At 52.9% G+C, this 19,984-nt stretch carries 19 protein-coding genes; 17 read left to right on the top strand and 2 right to left on the bottom strand.

Annotated features, from left to right (window positions below; all coding sequences use genetic code 11):
* From ACFOLF_RS15085 to ACFOLF_RS15045, 9 genes are all read left to right on the top strand, one after another.
* Positions 1–747 (top strand): TerC family protein, encoded by a 747-nt coding sequence (locus ACFOLF_RS15085; RefSeq protein ID WP_210042952.1) that lies wholly within the window; start codon positions 1–3, stop codon positions 745–747.
* A gap of 103 nt (positions 748–850) precedes the next feature.
* Complete coding sequence (locus tag ACFOLF_RS15080; RefSeq protein WP_379114197.1) at positions 851–2,056, top strand: HpcH/HpaI aldolase/citrate lyase family protein; 1,206 nt, start codon at positions 851–853, stop codon at positions 2,054–2,056.
* A complete protein-coding gene (locus tag ACFOLF_RS15075) occupies positions 2,001–3,425 on the top strand; it encodes a phosphoribosyltransferase family protein (RefSeq protein ID WP_210042950.1) in 1,425 nt (474 codons plus the stop codon). Before ACFOLF_RS15080 ends, ACFOLF_RS15075 begins: the two co-directional genes overlap by 56 nt.
* Positions 3,422–4,573: a cysteine protease StiP family protein gene (locus tag ACFOLF_RS15070; protein WP_210042948.1), complete on the top strand. Its 1,152-nt coding sequence runs from the start codon at positions 3,422–3,424 to the stop codon at positions 4,571–4,573. The genes ACFOLF_RS15075 and ACFOLF_RS15070 overlap by 4 nt, the downstream gene beginning before the upstream one ends.
* Entirely contained in the window at positions 4,570–5,400 is an 831-nt protein-coding gene (locus ACFOLF_RS15065) for a hydrolase (protein ID WP_210042947.1), read from the top strand. Before ACFOLF_RS15070 ends, ACFOLF_RS15065 begins: the two co-directional genes overlap by 4 nt.
* Complete coding sequence (locus ACFOLF_RS15060) at positions 5,397–6,428, top strand: ATP-grasp domain-containing protein (protein ID WP_210042938.1); 1,032 nt, start codon at positions 5,397–5,399, stop codon at positions 6,426–6,428. The genes ACFOLF_RS15065 and ACFOLF_RS15060 overlap by 4 nt, the downstream gene beginning before the upstream one ends.
* 440 nt (positions 6,429–6,868) lie before the next feature.
* Positions 6,869–7,606, top strand: coding sequence for a hypothetical protein (locus ACFOLF_RS15055; protein ID WP_210042929.1), 738 nt, complete (start codon positions 6,869–6,871; stop codon positions 7,604–7,606).
* A gap of 16 nt (positions 7,607–7,622) precedes the next feature.
* Complete coding sequence (locus tag ACFOLF_RS15050; RefSeq protein WP_210042921.1) at positions 7,623–8,729, top strand: toxic anion resistance protein; 1,107 nt, start codon at positions 7,623–7,625, stop codon at positions 8,727–8,729.
* A gap of 241 nt (positions 8,730–8,970) precedes the next feature.
* Complete coding sequence (locus ACFOLF_RS15045) at positions 8,971–9,525, top strand: hypothetical protein (RefSeq protein ID WP_210042908.1); 555 nt, start codon at positions 8,971–8,973, stop codon at positions 9,523–9,525.
* Between the two features lie 426 nt (positions 9,526–9,951).
* On the opposite strand, the gene ACFOLF_RS15040 is transcribed toward ACFOLF_RS15045, so the two are convergent.
* Positions 9,952–10,467, bottom strand: a complete 516-nt coding sequence (locus ACFOLF_RS15040) for a hypothetical protein (protein WP_210042907.1) — start codon at positions 10,465–10,467, stop codon at positions 9,952–9,954.
* A 215-nt stretch (positions 10,468–10,682) separates the two neighbouring features.
* On the opposite strand from ACFOLF_RS15040, the gene ACFOLF_RS15035 reads away from it, so the two are divergent.
* Complete coding sequence (locus ACFOLF_RS15035; RefSeq protein ID WP_210042898.1) at positions 10,683–11,021, top strand: YrdB family protein; 339 nt, start codon at positions 10,683–10,685, stop codon at positions 11,019–11,021.
* A 26-nt stretch (positions 11,022–11,047) separates the two neighbouring features.
* Here ACFOLF_RS15035 and ACFOLF_RS15030 read toward each other — a convergent pair whose 3' ends face one another.
* Positions 11,048–12,184, bottom strand: a complete 1,137-nt coding sequence (locus tag ACFOLF_RS15030; RefSeq protein ID WP_210042896.1) for a transglutaminase domain-containing protein — start codon at positions 12,182–12,184, stop codon at positions 11,048–11,050.
* Positions 12,185–12,375: 191 nt separating this feature from the next.
* On the opposite strand from ACFOLF_RS15030, the gene ACFOLF_RS15025 reads away from it, so the two are divergent.
* From ACFOLF_RS15025 to ACFOLF_RS14995, 7 genes are all read left to right on the top strand, one after another.
* Positions 12,376–13,020 carry an SOS response-associated peptidase gene (locus ACFOLF_RS15025; RefSeq protein WP_210042894.1) on the top strand — a complete coding sequence of 215 codons (645 nt, stop codon included), beginning with the start codon at positions 12,376–12,378 and terminating at the stop codon, positions 13,018–13,020.
* A 224-nt stretch (positions 13,021–13,244) separates the two neighbouring features.
* A complete protein-coding gene (locus tag ACFOLF_RS15020; RefSeq protein ID WP_210042892.1) occupies positions 13,245–13,916 on the top strand; it encodes a response regulator transcription factor in 672 nt (223 codons plus the stop codon).
* Between the two features lie 20 nt (positions 13,917–13,936).
* Positions 13,937–15,262: a sensor histidine kinase gene (locus ACFOLF_RS15015; protein WP_210042890.1), complete on the top strand. Its 1,326-nt coding sequence runs from the start codon at positions 13,937–13,939 to the stop codon at positions 15,260–15,262.
* Between the two features lie 116 nt (positions 15,263–15,378).
* Positions 15,379–16,254: a carbohydrate ABC transporter permease gene (locus ACFOLF_RS15010; protein ID WP_210042887.1), complete on the top strand. Its 876-nt coding sequence runs from the start codon at positions 15,379–15,381 to the stop codon at positions 16,252–16,254.
* A gap of 13 nt (positions 16,255–16,267) precedes the next feature.
* Positions 16,268–17,233: a carbohydrate ABC transporter permease gene (locus tag ACFOLF_RS15005; protein WP_379114177.1), complete on the top strand. Its 966-nt coding sequence runs from the start codon at positions 16,268–16,270 to the stop codon at positions 17,231–17,233.
* Positions 17,234–17,347: 114 nt separating this feature from the next.
* The gene (locus tag ACFOLF_RS15000; RefSeq protein ID WP_210042885.1) at positions 17,348–18,508 is read left to right on the top strand and encodes an efflux RND transporter periplasmic adaptor subunit; all 1,161 of its coding nucleotides are present in this window, start codon (positions 17,348–17,350) and stop codon (positions 18,506–18,508) included.
* 58 nt (positions 18,509–18,566) lie between these two features.
* Positions 18,567–19,973, top strand: coding sequence for an ABC transporter permease (locus ACFOLF_RS14995; protein WP_210042883.1), 1,407 nt, complete (start codon positions 18,567–18,569; stop codon positions 19,971–19,973).
* Positions 19,974–19,984 lie beyond the last annotated feature (11 nt).

Genomic DNA, 19,984 nt, shown 5'->3' with positions numbered 1-19,984 from the left:
ATGGATTGGTTTATGGATTTCTTTACTAATATCGGCGATAGCTATGGGCAATTCTTCTCTTGGGATTCAATTGTCAATACCTTATCGGATCCCGTGAGCTGGGGAATCATTGCAAGCCTCGTGCTGCTGGAAGGGCTGCTGTCTGCTGACAACGCCCTGGTTCTGGCGGTCATGGTCAAGCATTTGCCCAAAGAGCAGCAGAAAAGGGCCCTGTTCTACGGTCTCCTGGGTGCCTATATTTTCCGGTTTATTGCGATCGGATTGGGAACCTTTCTCGTCAAATTTACACTGGTTAAAGTGCTTGGCGCTGCCTATCTGTTCTACATTGCCTACACCGGTATCTTCAAGAAATCGGAAGCAGCAGGAGAAGAGAAGGTCAATAAAGGTCATTCCTTCTGGAAGACCGTTCTGCTTGTTGAACTGATGGATATCGCTTTCAGTATAGACAGCGTCGTAGCCGCATTCGGAATAAGCAACGAGGTATGGGTATTGTTCGTCGGCGGTATTCTGGGCGTATTGATGATGCGGGGCGTTGCCCAGGTTTTCCTCAAGCTCATCGACAAATTTCCGGAGCTGGAGCGGGCAGCCTTCTTCCTGATCGCCATCATTGCAGCGAAGATGCTGGCTGGTGCGTTCGACTATCATCTGCCGCATGTCTGGTTTTTTGCCATTATTATCGCGGTGTTTGCCGGAACGATTATCTACAGCATGAACCGACAAAAGAAAGAAGCGCTGCGCAAGTCCTGATGCATGCCAGGCCTTCAGGCAGGGCAAGAATTCAGCCGGAGGCCTGATTATTTTAGGAAAGTAGTAGAGACAGATTTGCTTGGGATGGAAGGAGGAGATCAGGCTGAGATACTTTAATTATTTATCGCGTGAAGAAGAAAAGTCGTTGTTTTTCAGCCCGCCGATTTCATTTAATCACTCCTCCGATAAGGAATTATTAGCCCATGCGGTGGGGGCTGCTTTGTACATGCCGGCAACCAGGCCGCATATTGCGGATGATATTATTTCCGGGAAGAATGAAGGATTGGTCACCGCCGTCATGGATCTTGAAGATGCCATTGGCGACAAACAGGTGGAGCTGGCGGAAGAATCCTTAATGCAGCAGTTGTTCCTGATTGCCTCCTATATCAAGATCGGCACCCTGCTGGAATCGGAAGTGCCGCTTCTGCTTATCAGGGTACGCTCCGCCGCGCAATTGAAACGTCTGCTCGTACGTCTGGCCGATACGATTACATTGATTACCGGCTTTGTCCTTCCCAAGTTCACGCAGGAGAACGGACGCGATTATTTTCAGCAGATTGCGGATTACAACGAGAACAGGGCTGCTTCTGCCCCGGTGTTGTACGGTCTGCCGATATTGGAAAGCTCCTCTGTTATTTACCGCGAAAGCCGATTGGACTCCTTGCTTGCGATCAAAGCGATTCTCGATGACTACCACGACTACGTACTTAATGTAAGGGTTGGCGCCACGGACTTCTCCAGTTTGTTTGGTCTGCGCAGGAGCCCCGACATGACTATTTATGAGATTGCCCCGATCCGGGACTGCATCGCGGATATTATTAATGTGTTTGGTCGGGTAGAAGCAGGCTATGTGATTTCCGGTTCGGTCTGGGAATACTTCGCCAAGCGTGAGCGGGTAATGAAGCCGCAGCTGCGGGTTACGCCTTTTGAGGAAGCCTTCGGCAGCACAGGTCACGATCTGAGATCCAGATTCACTAAGGATCCCATGGATGGACTGATCCGCGAGGTTATTATGGACAAGGAAAACGGCATTATCGGAAAAACCATTATTCACCCCACCCATATCAAGCCTGTACAGGCGCTTTATGCGGTCACGCATGAGGAATATGCCGACGCCACCAGTATTGTTGCTCTTAATGATGGCCATCATGGCGTGCTCAAAAGCCAGTATGCCAATAAAATGAATGAAATGAAGCCGCATCAGAACTGGGCAAGACGAATCCTGCTCCGATCACAAGTATATGGGGTGTTACATGAACAACAGCATTTCATCACCCTCCTCCAAGGGAACGAACGTGCATACGTATAAGCTCTTTGAGGATTTGCAGATCAAAGTTGCCGAGACCGATAACCCCTTCCAATTGCCCGTGGAGCTTTTGTTTTCCATGGCGGCACGAATCAATAAGAAACGATCCTTTCTGTTTGTCAGCAAGCTGCTGGGCAAGCATATTCCGGTCCATCCCTATACCCCCCTTCTGAGTGGAGCGGCGCTGGCGTTGTTGATACATGCCCGGCTGTTTCAATCAACCAGGAAGGTCATTGAACCCCTGCTGGAGGAATTGCTGTCCGGTCTCAGAGACCCATCCCGGGCCGAGGAGGCTTACCGCCGCCTGATGCGTGATAAGCCCCGGCTGCCGGAGTCCATACTCTGCATTGGTTTTGCAGAGACGGCGACTGCGCTTGGACACAGCGTGTTCCATGCTTTCGCGGACGGCGCCTCTTACATCCATACGACACGTGAGTATATACCGCAGCTGAACTCGCTGATTAATTTCGAGGAAGAGCATTCCCACGCGGTAGCTCATCGCTGCTATGCTTTAGATCCCGAACTTTTCTCGGGTCATGAGCCCATTGTGCTGGTGGATGATGAAATGACAACCGGTCAAACAGCCTTGAACATTATTCGCGATATCCAGTCCAAATTTCCACGAAAACAATATGTAATTGCTTCTCTGCTGGATTGGCGGACAGCCGATAACGAGCAGCAGGTGCGGGAGCTGCAGAATGAGCTTGATATTGACATCCAATCGGTCTATTTGCTTAAAGGACAGATGGAGGTTGATGGCGCACCAAGGCTTGCGGCCGAGAATGCATTTACATTGATCACCCATAAAAAGGCTGCCGATCTGGTTGTTATGCATCATGCGAAGACTCTTGAAAGCATAGATGCCGTATCCGCCAATTCCGGCGGCGAATTGAATCCGGCGCCTTATATGAAACAAACCGGCCGCTTCGGAATACAGTCGGAGGACCATGCGGCTGACGATTACCATATCAGCGGGCTGGCCGAGTGGCTGAAGACATGCCGCGGCAGCTCCAGTACGCTTGTCCTGGGAACGGGAGAATTTATGTACGTTCCCATGAGAATCGCCGCTGGGATGGGCGACGGCATCAGCTATCAATCCACGACAAGAAGTCCGATCTATTCCGCCGATCTGCCGGATTATGCGGTTGCCTGCGGATATCCGTATCCCTCGCCGGAGGACGAATCGGTCAGAAACTTCATCTACAATATTTCACCCGGGCAATACGACGAGATTTTCGTCTTGTTCGAGCGGGATATGCCGCCCTCGCGCGTGAAGCCGATGCTGGACATTCTGCGGCAGCTGGCAGGCAGGAAAGTGTTTGCGGTATTTTTCTCAGGAAACGTCCATGGATGGGAGACATTCGAATCATGAAGCAGACGATAACCGGGCAACTCAGTCAGACGCGCATTGCTTCTCCAGAGCCTATGGGCAGCTATGCGCCGTCGGATGTCATATTCCTGCTCAAGGATCTGAGCGGGGTTCAGCTGGAGCGGCCCACCGAGGATCGGGAAGAAGCCATCCAGTCGGGCGTGCATTATTCGGAAATGCTGCCGGTTGAATATCAGCCGACAGCCGAATATATCGAGCTGTTTCACCGCACGCTGACAGAGTCGGCGGGGAAGGTGGCGCTTGCGGCGGCTGTAGTCGCGGAGCGGATCGTTCTTAAGCGGGGGCTCAAAGGGGTTCTGGTCTCCCTGGCGCGTGCAGGGACGCCGATCGGCATTCTGATCAAGCGGTATATTGCTTACCGCTATGGCGCAGATATGCCGCATTACAGCATTTCCATTATCCGCGGCAAGGGCATAGACGAGAATGCGGTGCTTTATATGCTGCAGCAGCATGGATTGGATAGTTATCTCCAGTTTGTGGACGGCTGGACAGGCAAGGGCGCCATTCGTCAGGTGCTGACGCAGGCCTCCAATGATTTTGCGGAAAAATACGGCTACCGGCTGGATGATGATCTGGCTGTGCTGGCCGATCCCGGCTTCTGCTGCGAAACCTACGGAACGCGCGAGGATTTCCTGATCCCGAGCGCATGTCTGAATTCTACGGTATCCGGCCTGATGAGCCGCACGGTGCTGCGGGATGATCTGATCGGTCCGGATGAATTCCACGGAGCCAAATTTTACAGGGAATGGCTGGAGAACGATCTGTCCAATCTGTTCGTGGATACCGTATCGGATTTCTTCCCGGCTGTCGCGGAGACTGCGTATCAGCAGGCGGTTGCGATGACGGAGCGGGAGGCGGAGGTGTCCTGGAAAGGACTCGCGGATATTCGGGCGATCCAGCAGGCCTTCGGCATCGACGATGTGAATCTGGTGAAGCCGGGCGTAGGCGAGACGACGCGAGTGCTGCTGCGCAGGGTTCCCTGGCGTATTCTCGTGGACCGGATGGACAACCCGTTCCTGCAGCATATTCTGCTGCTGGCCAAGGACCGCGGCGTGCCGGTTGAGGTATATCCGGGTCTGACCTATTCCTGCTGTGGCATCATCAAGCCGCTGAAAGGCGGCACGGAATGATTTACGCCAGCGATTTGGATCAAACCCTGATCTATTCAACCCGTTCCATGGGCGCTCCTCTCGAATCGCCGGATATCCTGCCGGCAGAGACCGTGAGCGGAAAGATCGTATCCTACATGTCGAGGTATACGCTGTCCCTGCTTCAGGGACTGCCCGCGGGAATGGAATTCGTTCCCGTAACTACCCGCACGGTGGCGCAGTATGAACGGATTCATGTCTTCCGCGATCATGTTGTGCCGGGTTATGCCGTCACCAGCAATGGGGGCAATATTCTGCTGCACGGCAGGGTGGATGAGGATTGGCGGTCGATGATCCGCGGGAAAGTATCTTTGCTTGCAGCCGATGCCGTAGAGGCGCGGAGTTATTTTGAACCGATTATGAATGAGCAGTGGGTTGTAGGGGAGCGGTTCTGCGATGAGCTGTTCTATGCTTTTGTTATAGAGCGCGACCGGATGCCGCTTGAGGCTGTTCTGGAGAAGGCCGAACAGGTGAAGGCGCTGGGCTGGGAGGTCTCGATTCAGGGGAGGAAAATCTACCTGGTCCCCGCTGCCGTCAATAAGGCGGATGCGGTTCATGAAGTCCGCAGGCGGCTTGGAGTCAGCGAATTGATCGCCTCCGGCGATTCTCTTTTGGATCAATGCCTGCTGGAGATAGCCGATTATGCGATTGCCCCGAGCCACGGTGAATTGTTCCGCGAGAAGCAGCGTAATCCGGACTCGATACCGGAGCGCTTCACAGCGAAATCGGGGATTTTTGCAGCGGATGAAATTCTGGATTATGTTCATGCGGTTTATCAGACGAAGGAAGCGGTGAAGGGTTCTCTATGAAGAAGAAGGTCCATATTTATTTCAATCGCTGGTTCTCTGTTGCGTATCATTATATGAACCTGATACGCAATAACGCGGACGGGCTGGAGGTCAAACTATTCGGCACCCACCCCGACCCGCGGCATATGTCGCTGCAGGCCTGCGATCATGCCGAGACGGAACCGGCGCTCAAAGGCATGGAATATGTCGAGTTTTGCGTGGAATTCTGCAGGAAGCATGAAATCGATGTGTTCATCCCCCGATTGCATATGCTCGATATTGCCAGGCATCTCGACCTTTTCGAGGAAATTGGCACCCGCGTTGTGGTATGCCGGGATACCGGGCTGCTTGAGATGCTGATGGAGAAGGATCATTTCTACAAATCGGTCGAAAAGACAGGGGTTATGGTCATTCCCGATTACGAAGTGGTCAACGATGCGGAGGGCTTCAAGCGCGCCTACGATAGATTAACCGCTTTGGGTCACCGCGTCTGCTTCAAGCCGACTAATTCCGAAGGGGGAGTTGGCTTCCGGATCATTGATGATACCAGAGATCCGCTGGAGGAGTTGTTCGGAGTCTCGACCAGACTGGTCTCGTTCCGCGATGCTTATCAAGCCCTGGGCACCGTACATGAATTCCCGAATCTGATGGTCATGGAGCATCTCCCGGGACTTGAGTACAGCATAGACTGCTTCGCAAGCAAAGAAGGGGAGCTGCTGGCGGCCGTGCCCCGGCGCAAAGCAGGGGGCCGTCTGCGCCTTCTGGAGCGCAATGAGGAGCTGCTGGCCATAGCGAATAATGTAGCCAGGACGTACCGGATTCCCTACAACTTCAATATTCAAATGAAATATAACGGAGACACCCCCAAACTGCTCGAGATTAATCCGCGCATGTCCGGCGGATTGCATGTCACCTGCTTGTCGGGAGTGAATTTCCCCTATCTCGCCGTGAAGGAAGCTCTCGGCGGGGAAGTGGGCCCGCTTGCGCCGGAATATGACATTCTGGCTAGCCATATCGAGCAGCCGATGCGTATGGCGGATTGGTCGTAAGGGATGCCACTGATTCTGAGAAAGCCGCTGACTGTGTGATGCAGTCGGCGGCTTTTTTGCATATTCAGAAAGAATGACATTTGGCTGCTGCTATTCTGGATATCTTTATGGGAAAAAACGAACCTGCCCGCAAGGACGGGATGAGCCGTTTCTTCTTTCTTATGCAAATATAAAATAGAATAAATCCTGTCTATACGCTGCTTTTATTTCTGAGAGGATGAAGCCTGCTGTGCAAAGGACCGCATCAGCCGGTTCTCTTGGCTTGACAGCATTTAGAAGTTTCACTTCTATGAATGTCTGTAAGATCTCAAGGAACATGACCGCGAAAGGACGCGATAAGCAGGTGTAATATTTTACAGGAAGCCTGCTTTGTTGACAGCGTTCCACTGTATTTCTACAATATAGATAAGCCAGTCCTTATCGAAGGGGGTTTACGGTATATGCTTTTCAGATCCAATATGCTTATTGCTGCAGCGATCGGTTACGTCGCAGCTGTTGTAACCAGTCCGCTCGTTCCGGAGCTGGCGTCGCTGCTCATTCCCGTTATAGCCGCAATCATCGGCAGCCTGCTGCCCAAGAGGAAGAAGCGGAGCCACAATCCCGCCATTTCTCCCGAATTTTTGCCTGATGCTTCCTTGAAGCCGGGCGACTCTCCCTCCAAACCCCCGGTCCGTCAGGCTGGCAGTGAACCGTCCTCCGGGGAACCGCGCGCGTCCGCACCGTCACCCTTATCTGATCAGTCCGCTGCCGCAAGTGGAGGACATAGACAGGAAATCAGTCCCGAATTTGCCCCTGTTGTGGAGTACCTGGAGGTACTGGAGGATATGGTTATATCCGAAGGCCAGAAGAACGCGCTGGACGATGAGATCGTCCTGAAATCTCTCGCCCTGTTCGCCAGACTGCAGCGGATTATCCCGCTTCTGCAGGAGCTAAAGGACAGCAACGTGAACCATACGGTCAAGCGACTGATTCTCAAAGATTTGAACGGCATTTTGAATCCTTTTCTGCGTTTGGGCGGCGAAGCCAAGACCCGCAACCGGAGGATGCTGCTTAACGGCATTAAGGAAGTGGATACGAAAATTTCCGATATTGTCTCCACCATCGAGCACAAGGATTTGCTTGAGCTTCAGACCAAGGCAGAGCTCATTCACCAGCGGTACAGCAGTTCCGAATTATAAGAGGAGGGGTTAACGAATGGCTGCTCAACTTGTAGAGTTAAAAAAAGAAGACCAGCAGAAAGTTGCTGAGGAAGCGTCGCTGCTGATTCAGAAGGTCGCTCATACGGATACGCTGGAGCTGGACTCCCTGATGGACGAGATTGGCAAGCTGGGAGCCAAAACGCAGGAAAAGGCCGGGCAAACGCTGAAAATGCTGGACCGTCCGGTTAATGACCTGATGTCCGGCGACCGCGCCGAAGTATCGAACATGATCTTGAAGCTGCGCAGTGAATGCGAAAGCCTGCAGCAGAGCAAGAATGTCAGCCTCTTCGGCAAGCTGCTGCGCAAGAGCCCGCTCAAAAATTATGTCTACAAATACCAGAGCGTCCGCACCAATGTCGACACGATCGTCGCCGGTCTGCGGGACGGCAAGGATTCGCTGGAGGAAAATATTATCAATATGCGCCAGCTGAAGAAATTGGCGATCGCGGAGATTTACAATCTCCAGACCAAGATCGCATTTGGCAACAAGCTCAAGCATCTATTTGAAGCGGAAATCGCCAACCCTGCGCGCGAATCGCGCAAGCCGCAGCTGGAGCGCGGGCTCCGCAAGGTCGTCACGCGGATTCAATCGATGACCGAGATGATCATGCTCTATAATCAGGCGATTGCCGCAACGGATATCATTAACGACAATAACGACAAGCTGATCGATTCCGTGAGCAATGCCATCGACAAGACCGTTAATCTGATCACGGTGTCAGCGATGATAGCGCTCGCCCTTAATGACCAGGAGAAGGTCATTGCGGCGGTGGACGCCACCAACCGGACGATAGAGGAGCAGTTCAAGGAAAATGCCAAGCTGCTGAGGGCGACGACGGAGAAGACGACTGAGCTCTTGTCCAAGCCTGCCATGTCGATGGAATCCGTCAATCAGGCGATTGGCGACCTTGTAGCGGCTCTGGATGCCTCGGAGCAGTCGAACCGCCGCATTATTGACAGCTGTAATGATTACACCACACGCATGACAGCCATCAATGGCCAACTAAGCGACCGTCTCGGTCTGTCTCAGGGGGAAGCGCCCGTACCAGGCGGCGTCAAAGATATTGCTGCGTCCAAAGAGGCGAGCAGCTTTCTTGAATAGTGCGGCAAAACCGCATTCTGCGGATGGCGGCGCAGCTCGCTTCATCCTTTCTTTCCGCCGCGGTTGATCCACTTTCACTGCAGCTTGCCCGGCTCTTGAGGGCGAGCTTTTTTTGTGCGGCTGACCGGGAACGGATGGCGGAGGTTCTCTCCCTTTACCCCTTTGTCCCTGCTGTATTTATGTGGATCATTTTGGTAGAATAAGTGACAAGATACCATGTGAATAAAGGGGGAGAAGTCCGATGCTGGATTTTTCTTTTGAGCTGATAGACGATTCCATTATTAATATCCATTATCAATACGGGAGCACTGTATTTATCTTTACTCTGTTTATGCGCGATGAAGAGTGGACGCTGCACCCTTTTGACGGCATTCTGCTGCAAAATAAGGAAATGTGCGCGATCGTGGTAACGGATCTGCTGAAGAACAAGGATTTTCATGTGCTGTTGGCCCGTGAGAATATTACGCTGTCCGCGCTCCGAACGTCAATCGATCTGCGGCCGGAGGGCTCGGATGAATACACCAAGCCTTCCCCCCAGCCGGGGCGGGATGAGAAGACTGATTTTATCGAAGCGCACAGCTTTGAGGAGGTCCTCCAGCTGGAGAAGGAGATGGTGCAGGAGCGCATCGCTTTTTTTCAGGATATTATACAGCGGATGTATATGGACGGCTATGGGCCGGAGGATAATGAATTCAACAAGGTGCAGAGCCTGATCCGGATTTATAAGGAGACCTATGAGCGGCTCGGGACGCTTGACGATATTGATTTCAAAGGGAAGCCGGGCAAACGGTGGTAGGTACCCGCGTATAATTGTTCTCTCGCATGGTGAAACTATTCATATTGCTAGACTCACTGACATAGGATAGAACATCCGATGTCGAAGAGGAGAGGTCCTATGGGTGTTTCACTTATCATTGGCTGCTTGATTGCGGTTCTGCTGGTCGTCGCCAGCAGCGAGAAAGCAGAAGCGATTGCAGAGCTGAATGATTGAATCGAGGATTGAAACAAAAAAAGGGACTGCTCCAGGGTGTCATGAGAATGACATTCCGGAGCAGTCTCTTTTCGTCGAGATATCAGAAAGGTTAGAATTCCCCATACTTTGCTTCTATTTCCGAGGAAAGAAACTTGTTGTGCCGCGAAAGGACGGCGAAGCCGTTTCTTCTTGATTAATCGACAGGGCGGCAGGCACCCGGTTTTTCAAATAATCACGAGCCGGCAAGCTTCAATAGGTGGAGTTGTCGTCGGATTTTTTTTTCAGCATCAACAGAACACCGGCTACAACCAGGGCGACAGCCGCTGTCGTTTGTCCAATGAAGTGAAAGCTGAAGATTGTTCCCAGCGTGAAGGCGACAAAGAAGATGATGGAGGCGCTCCCGAGAATGAAAACCGGCACAAGCATCCAGCGGTTTCTTTTGCCGAACCAGTAGAATTCAAACAGTCCGAACGCTACAGCCAGCGGGAAGCCCGGCCACATATAAGCCCAGCCGTCGAACAGCATGGAGATCTGGCAGACGATGCCGGCCCCGAACAAAATGCCTCCCGGAATTAGCAAGCCGATCCCCCTGCGCTCTGTCGCATAGAAATACATCCAGTGAAACAGCAGCCCAAGCGGAATAACGAATAAACTTGGCCAGAAGTAAGCCATGACCTTGCCTGGTCCCATGACGTTGTCCCGGCTTGTGAACAGGAATATTCCGACCAGAACGAGCAGTGCGCCGAGTGGTGCTTTTTTAGACATAATCTTTTCCTCCGTTCGTTTTATTAGGCTTCCTAGATCGTACCATAGATATCTTTATTGAAAAATATGCTTTAGGATGATTTCTTCTCGGTCTTCAGACCGAGGCAGCCGGCAGAAAGTTATTGACGGTTTAATAACCATTGGTTATATTATTACCAATGGTTATTAAACCTGTGCCAACAAACGTCCATCTCAAATGAAAGAAGGCTGCTCTTATGATCATTATTCAATCTGTACTGCTGCTTGTGGCGTTCCTGGTAGAGCTGGGTGCTCTGGCCGCATTCGGATATTGGGGCTTTCATATCGACAAAGGGATACTCGTGAAAATCGTTGCGGGGATCGGCGCTCCGCTGGCGGTTGCCATCCTGTGGGGATTGTTCATCGCCCCCAAAGCATCCATTCCTGTCACTCCGCCGCTGCGCGCCGCGCTTCAGATTATCGTATTCACACTGGCGGCAGCGGCCTTATATACAGCAGGGCAAAAGCAGCCCGCCGCTGTATTCCTGGTAATCGCATGGGTGGATTGGGCGCTGGTGCTCGCGTTGAAGCTGTGAATCCATCAGTCTCCTGTCATTTCCGGTTATTTCCTTCTGGTCAGAGTGACGGTAACCAGAACATCCGCGCTTGAAGGACTTCTTGTATAGTCGGAGTATGAATAACTATACCTGGAGATGTTGTTCGTACCGTTGAACGCCTTCTTGATGTCGGCGGCGAGCGTTCGTTTGTTCGGATAGCGAATAGTGAAGCTGTTCTGATTTGCTTTGATGGCATTCGCGATAAAGCCCGATAGATCGGCGGCATTAACGGCTGTATGGGCGGCTTCCATATAATGCAGGCCCAGCGTTTTTTTCAGATTTTGATAGAAAGCCGCATTGCCGGCATCCGATTTCCTTTTCGCTTCGAGTGTGGTTTCGAACAAAGTAACGGCAGCCGGATAGGAGGCGGATTTGTTCCAGGTGTGCGAGGCTTTCATTTGAGCATCCGTCAGGTTGTAATAATCATACATAATTCGTCCGGGCTTATCCGGAACCGGGTCATTCCATGTGGTGTCCAGATGGTACCATTTCCCGTCCAGCTTGACCAGATTCCACGTATGCAGTTGACCCCCCGCATTCCCTTCGATAATTTTATTCTCAATGCCCGCCTGCGACAGCATCTTGAACGCGAGCAGCGCATAGCCCTGGCAGACTGTCTTCTTATTGCCAAACAGACCGGCGTACGCGGAGTACTGCCTGAGTGTCGTATCATAGGACAGATTGGATTCGATCCAGTCGTGGATCGCTTTTTCCTTCTGAAAATCATTCATATTCCGGGTAATGATTTTGCCCAGAACCTCCTTGACCTTCAAGCTCACCTGATTGGACTGGGCCTGGGTTTCCCAATATTCAAACGTATAGCCTACGGTTGTCTTGCGGCCGTCGGTTGAGGCGGCGTACCGGTATTGCCTGGTGCTGTAGTGAAGATAATCGTTCGCATTGTGAATCCGTTGGAGGATGCTCTCCAGCTGATCCATTGTCAAGGTGCCGCCCGTATAAACGATGCTGTATGCGGCAGGTTTCCGGAGCATCGCGGCTCCCAGCTTCTTCTCATAGTCTTGGATAGTGGCCGCAGAATCGCCGGCGGCGCTGGCCGCATCACCCCGCCATAAAAACATCATCAGCCCCAAACCGAGTAGTAAAATGAACGTTGATCCTCGCTTGCCGTATGGAGAATTCATCACTGCCCACCCCCGCCAATAACTGCTTCAAACCTTTGCATGCCTTCAATAGTTGTCCTTTATTATATCGACCGAACTTTTGAAACATGAAGAATTCTTTTGTGCGATACAGCAAATTTTCATGTTTTCGTACATGGAATGGGGGATATAGGCAAATACTAGTCAAAACATGAAGAGGTAGGTGATTTTGCATGTGCCAATCTATTTCCATTATGGCTGACGCTTCTGAACTGACGGATCGCTTTCAAATCGATCAGGTGATTTACCATACGGCAAACCGCCGTGAAATCAGACCGACAGAATCGCTTTCCGCCATATTCGAGCACAAGGAAAACCGGGTCATGGATGAGTGCCGCTGGGGGCTGATGCCTTTCTGGGCCAAGGATTCGTTATGGATGGACAGCAGGACCATGCTGTGGAAGCCGATATTCGACCGTGTTGTGAAGAAACAGCGCTGCGTCATTCCATGCAATGGCTTCTACCTGAGCAGAACGGTTGGCAAGGAGACGGAAAGAGTCAAAATATCGATGCGCAGCGGGACATTCGGGATCGCTGGTCTGTATGATGTATTCCGCTCAGCCTCCGGTGGGGAGATGCGCACCTGCACCCTGCTCATGACCCGTGCCAACGCCCTTGTTTCTCCATATCAGGAGCTTATGCCCGCAATTCTGGAGCAGGAGGATATGGATAAATGGCTGAAAAAGGATGGGGTAGAGCTCTCGCCGCTGCATCCTATGCTCCGCTCCATGGACGTCATGCGCATGCTCAGCATTCCGCTTTCTGCCACGGGCAGCGACAAAGTCGAATTTGATTCTCCGCGTCCCGAGGTTATATAGCGTATTGCCGCCATAGATCAGGCTCTCTGTCTTCTGCATTTTGTAGAAGGGGAGGGCCTTTTTTTCATATAAATTTCAGTATTCTCCTGTAAGCTGAGTGCAAGAAGAGCCTGACCTGGGCCGGCATGACCATCTTGTTATTGCGTCTGTGTCCCTATTATGGGCCAGGCTATTATACTGGAGCCAGGCATGGAATGGACTGACGTAAGGGAGGAGTGCAGCGTTTGAGAATATTACTGGTTGAAGACGATATCAGGCTTGGGCCTCTGGTGGAGTACAAGCTTGCCAAGCAGCTTCACTCGGTTGATTGGGTTACGGATGGAGGTATGGCTCTCGACTATATGGAGGCCGCCCGCTATGATCTGTTCATCCTGGACTGGATGCTGCCGGGAAAAACCGGTCTGGAGCTCTGCCAGGAAGCGCGGAGCCGGAATTTGCATACGCCGATTCTTATGCTAACGGCACGGGACGCCGTACCGGACCGGGTAAGCGGCTTGCTGTCCGGGGCTGATGATTATTTGGTCAAGCCCTTCGCATTCGAAGAGCTGCTCGCACGCATTCAGGTGCTCGCGAGGCGAATAGAAACGGATTGGACCAGCGGAATTTACCGGATCAGCGACCTGGTTGTCAATATGCAGACTTTCGAGGTGCTCCGTCAGGATATCCCGGTTACATTAACCAGACGGGAGTTTCAGCTGCTCGCTTATTTGGTGATGAACGCCGGACAGGTGCTGAGCCGGCAGCAAATCATGGATCAAGTGTGGGGCTTGTCCGCAGATATAACGCCCAACGCCGTTGACGCGACCGTCAAGCTGTTGCGCAAAAAAATCGACGGACCCTATGAATCCAAATTAATTCAAAGCATCCGCGGCTTCGGTTTTCGGCTGATCAAATAAATGTTAACCAGGGGGCTGCCATGTTCCAGAAAACACGCAGTATGCTGGCGCTCAGCTACGGGGGCATTATCGCTATCATTCTCATCATTGTAGCGCTGGCTTATTACCTGCTGCTCAGCCACACCTTGAAGAACAATGTGTCCACGCAGCTGAAGCAGGTTTTTACACAAGTATCGGGTCAGCTCGAAGGGGTATCGCTCAAGACGGGTCTCAGTATCCCGGAGCTGCTGCAACTGACTTATCCCAAGACGGTGGCATTCAACTGGGGCTTTCTTGAGCTGGATGAATTCTGCATCATGGTCGATTCCAGCGGACAGCTTCTGACTTCTTCTTATAAGCAGAGCACGAATGGAAGCATACCGACGGAAGACATTCTCGCATGGTCCAAAACAGATATTTCCAGTGGCGGTTTGAATGCGCTCACGGATCATCATACGCCGGAAGGCAGGGATTTCACCACGATGCTTGTACCGCTGGATAAGAGCACGGTGGATTACGGCTATTTGTTCACGGGCAAGGAAGTCACGAGCAATCAATATGTGCTCAATCAAATGCGGATGATTATGATCATTCTGGGTGCGGGGCTGCTTGTCATCGCTTCGGGAATCGGCTATGTATTCGCAGGACGGGCGATGATTCCGATCCGGCAGGCATATAAGCGGCAGCAGGAATTTTCGGCGGACGCTTCCCACGAGCTGCGGACGCCGCTTGCCGTCCTTCATTCGTCTGTGGAGGTAATCGGGGAATACAGGGACAGATTGCCGCCTTTTCAACAGGATGTGCTGCAGAAGATGGAGGAGGAAATCAGCAGAATGACTCAGTTGGTTGAGGGACTGCTGACATTGTCCCGCAGCGATTCCGAATATCCGCAGCTGCTGCTCGAGCCGTTCGAGCTAAGAGCGATTGTGGCGGAAGCGGTAGAAATGATGCGCCCGCTTGCGCTTGGCGCAGGGGTACGGCTGTATTTTGAAGATAAGCTTGCAGCGGGTGCTTCAAGCAGCTTTCATGGAGACAAGGCTCGGGTCAAGCAGCTTGTGATCATTTTGCTGGACAATGCGCTGAAATACAACAGGCAGGAGGGAACAGTCATGATCCGGCTGGAGGCGGGCGGCAGCGAGGGCTGGAAGCTGACCGTGTCGGATACCGGGACCGGCATTCCCGCGGATGAGCTTCCGCTTATATTCGAGCGCTTCTACCGGGCGGATAAGGTACGATCCCGCAGTACAGGTGGAATGGGACTCGGCTTGTCGATTGCGGCATGGATTGCCAAAGCGCACGGGGGAAGAATCACGGCGGAAAGTGAATACGGCAAGGGCAGCCGGTTCACCGTTATTTTGCCCGGATAAGCAAACAAACAGCGGGGTTGTGCGTGAGTTTCACGTGCGGCCCCGTTTTTTCATGGTTGTTTCATAAACGGCGGATAAGCTGTGGGTAGTCGCAGCAGGAAAGGGGGTGATTGCTTATGGCACAGCGCCGGAGCCGGGGGATAAAGGAATTTGTCGCGGTCAATTTGTTTCTGGCACCCAGTCTGATCGGCTTCTCGGTCTTTTATCTCTTCCCCTTTATGGTTGGCTTCCGTTATTCGCTGTTTGACAGTCCTATTGACGGTTCTTTCGTCGGCATACAGAACTATCTTGACCTGCTGGCTAATCCCGTCTTCCGGCAGGCGGCCCGGAATACGCTCCTCTTCACAGGCATCAGCGTTCCGCTTAATATGCTGTTGTCGCTGGGCCTTGCCATGCTCCTGAACCGCAAGTTATATGCCCGGAACTGGCTGCGGATCGGATTTCTGATACCGCTCGTCGTTCCTGTCGCTTCGGTTGTGTATGTCTGGCAGATGCTGTTCGATCTGAACGGCTCCCTCAATGGCATCCTTGCCGGATACGGGCTGGAACCCCGCGATTGGATGGAAAGCGGCTCGGCGATGGCCGTTGTGATCGTCGTCTATTTATGGAAGAACATCGGCTACAACATGGTGCTGTTTCTGGCGGGGCTTCAGAACATTCCCGTCGATTACTATGAAGCGGCGTCCATGGATGGTGCGGGGAGCTGGAAAAAATGGAGATCCATTACACTTGTGTATCTGACGCCGACGACGTTCCTTGTCTTCATCATGTCGATCATCAACTCGTTCAAGGTATTCCGGGAAACGTATCTGATCGCTGGAGATTACCCGAATGAGAGCATTTACATGCTGCAGCATTTCATGAACAATATGTTCAAATCACTGGATTATCAGAAGCTAACCTCCGCCGCGTTCTTAATGGCAGTAATCATTGTGCTTCTCGTGCTGCTGCTGTTTCTGGCGGAACGCCGCATTGGCAAATCGATCGGTTAGAGGAGGTGCGAACGTGGGGAAATTGGAGGCGGACCCAGCTGGTCATAGGATCATCATCATTGCGGGGCAAAAGCGCTGGAAGCGTCGGATTGCGGTATGGGCCGGCGGATGGGGGGCCATGCTGCGCACGATTCTCCTGGCGTCGGTGGTTGTGGCATTCATGATTCCGCTGCTGTTGACCTTTACGAATTCGCTGATGACCGAAAATGAAATCTCCGCGCATTATTCCGCGATATCCGGCGGCGCAGCGGTCCTGGATGACTCCTCTTCGGGCGGAGACAGATTTGTGGGCATGCAGTTCATACCCGACCGGATCACATTGTCGCAATACTATACCGTTCTGATTGAGAAGCCGCAATTTCTGTTTATGTTCTGGAATTCGCTGAGAATCGTCGTGCCGATTATTGCCGGACAAATCGCCATAGCCTCGCTTGCAGGGTATGCGTTCTCCCGTTTCCGCTTCCGCGGCCGGGAACCGCTGTTCTTCCTGTACATTGTGATGATGCTGATGCCTTTTCAGGTCACGCTTGTACCCAATTACATCGTTGCCGACCGACTGGGCCTGCTGAATTCATACTCGTCTATCGTGCTTCCTGGAATATTCAGCGCATTTGGTGTATTTCTGCTCAGGCAGTATATGAGCTCGATCCCCCATGCGTATGCCGAAGCCGCCAGAGTGGATGGGGCTGGACACTGGATCATCTTCAGGCGGGTGATCGTGCCCATGTGCAGACCCGGGATGGCGGCGCTTGCGATTCTCGCGTTTGTCGACAACTGGAACATGGTGGAGCAGCCGCTTATTTTTTTGCAGGATGCCATCAAGCAGCCCTTGTCCGTTTATCTGTCCGTCATTGGAGCGGAAGAACGCGGTATCGCATTCGCCGCTTCTACTATTTACATGCTGCCGATGCTCCTGTTGGCCTTGTACGCGGAGAAGGAGCTGGTGGAGGGCATCCAGCTGTCCGGCATTAAAGGGTAACCTCTGTCGCCGGGTTGTTTTTCAAACCTATGCTTGCAACGTTTTGCCGGGCAAAGCGGGGGTTAAGCTTACGAGTAATGATTTTGCCCCGTGCAAAATCGAAGGAGGTTCAATATGCAGCTGCCGGAAACAGCCGGTCCACTCCCGGCATCGCCCGGACGGTCTGGCAAACGATACCTGCGCAAGGTAATCTTCTTGTTCATCGTTGGCATTGCATTGCTTACACTGTTCTCAAACACGCTGCTGAATTACTCGGTTCCGCAGGTTACGCTGCAGCAAGCGGCGCCAGGTGCGCTTCAATATGTGATTTCCGGCTCTGGAGCTGTGGAAGCGGCGCAGACTCATGATCTGTATACGAGTTCGGTCTGGCCGGTCAGTAAGGTCTATGTCCAGACCGGCGACCAGGTCAAAAACGGGCAGACGCTTGTCACATTCGATACCAAGTCGGCCAGGGAGGCGCTGGAGGACGACCGGACGCGGTATGAGCAGCGGCAGATCGCGCTTGAGAAGCTTCAGGAGCAGTATATCGAAGCCCAAAGAAGCTCGGATGGACAGCTTATCCGAACGATTTCGCTGGACATCAAGAGCATGCAGCTTGATTTGGAGATGATGGAGAGGCAGATATCCCGCCAGGAGGACTCCCTTCAGCAGTCTTCCGTCATCAAGGCTCCTATAGATGGAATTGTCATTGAGCTGAATGCGGACAGAGGCGCTGCAGTTCAGGCAGGGATGGCGGCGGTCCGGCTGGCCGATCCCGCCGCTGGCCAGCGCATTACGCTTCTGCTCGATTCAAGTCAAGCCGACCGGATCAGTGTCGGCGATCAGGCGGAGGCTGTCTTTGAATCGCTCGATAATGCGCGTATTCCCGCAGAGGTAGCGATTGTCCGTGCTCCCCCCGTTTCCGGGGACGGAACGGCCGGATCTGCCGCAGAGCCCGCGAGCGGCAGGAAGGAAGTTGTCCTCACATTGAAGGACGAGCGGCTGAAGGGTGGAGAAACCGGAGAATGGACGCTTGTGAAGAAGATGCAGCCGTCCGCCATGCTTCTGCCCAGCGGTGCTATTCGCGAGGATGCCGACGGAGAATTTGTGCTGCTGCTGAAGGAACGAAACGGTCCGCTTGGCAGCGAATACTTCCTGCAGCAGGCAGCTGTGGAAACCGGAGATCAGGATGAAACAAAGACAATCGTGGTCAAAGGAATCACTCCCCGGGACCAAGTAGTCGTATCGAGCAGTAAGCCAGTGGCAGACGGCGACAGGGTGCTTGCTGCGGAGTAGCCCGCGGACCGCAGAGCGAAGGGCTATGCGGGATGACTATGGAAAGGAGGCCCACGCGATGCGCCGTACACGCTTGGCTTCTTGGATTGTTTTTGCAGGAGTGCTGCTCCTGATGTCAGGTGCGGGATTATCCACTGCCATAATCCGCAGCTGGGAAGAGGCAAACGGAACACAGAAGCTTGACAGGTTAACTGTTCGGGTTAATCCCGAATCCGCTTCAGCGGCTTCTGCCGATCCAACGGGCTCCGCCGGATGGACGCTTCGGCAAATGGAGCGCATCGCCGCTGCCTGGGCGCCTTTGCCTTCATCCTGGTCGGCAAGCAGATCCGATACGATTGCCTATGGGCAAGTGTCGGTGACCGGAGATGTGATTGGCGTCAGCGAGGATGACGGCCTGTTCACGCAGAGATGGATCAGATCCGGCAGTCCGGTTACGGAAACAGCCCTAACGGGGCACAGCAGAGTGGCGGTGCTTGGTACGGAAATGGCGGAGATGCTCTTCCGCTCTACCGATGTAACAGGGAAAAGCGTTGAGATCGGCGGTACTGCATTCCATATCGTCGGTGTGTTTGAGGAGTCCTCTTCACTGCTGCGCAGTATGACGAATGACAGCAGACCGGACATAATCGTACCGGTTACCACCCTGCTTGACCTTTACCCGGGGCTTTCCATACAAGAGATGCGCATTGCTGCTGACAGCGGGTCCTGGATCGCCGACGAAGACAGGATTAGACAGCTTCTTGCAGCAGCAGGCAGCCGATCCGATTCCTTTGTGATCGACAGTGACGTGCAGGAGCATCGGTGGATTGCGCAAAAAACACAGCTCCTGCTGTTTGCTGCAGGAGTTGGAGCCATGGCTGCTGCCGCGAGGGTCCTGATTCTCCAGCTGAGCCAGGCTTACAGGCGAATTCAAGCGTCATTGGCCAAGGACGATTGGATGGATGTGCTGCGGAGCAACCGTTTATGGCTGCTTGGAAGAACCTTGATTGTTTTAGCTCTGGCAGCAGGTATCGGCATGATGTGGCTGCTGATCCGTTATCCCCTCTATCTGCCGGCTGAAATGATTCCCGACCGCTGGATCGATTTATCGTTCTTTCGGGATTTGGTCGGCCAGCGGTTTCTGGCTGTTGCCAATCAGGCGGGAGCGGCCTCGCACGATGGGCAGACGCTGATGCGGCAGCGGGTCAATGAACTGGTTAGCGGCCTTGCAGCAGCCGGTCTGCTGGCAGGCTTGCCTTTTACATGGATCGGAATCAAATTATGGAGATCTGCCGGACTCGGCAGCGGCAGCATGGCCGTTCGAATCTTCCTTTACATTCTGGCAGCGCACCTGGTTATGCTCGCTGCAGCCAGGCAGGCGAATATTGATATCATAATATCCCCTCACGATCCGATCATTTTATGGGGATGGTTACTAAGTGTTACCGGGCATCACCAAATTATAACGAATAAGAAGGAGTGGTAATTCAGGATGTC

Origin of the sequence: Paenibacillus sepulcri (assembly GCF_042647105.1) — a bacterium.
Classification (GTDB): domain Bacteria; phylum Bacillota; class Bacilli; order Paenibacillales; family Paenibacillaceae; genus Paenibacillus_Z; species Paenibacillus_Z sepulcri.
Note: the sequence above shows the minus strand (reverse complement) of the source record. Positions and strands in the feature narration are given on the sequence as shown.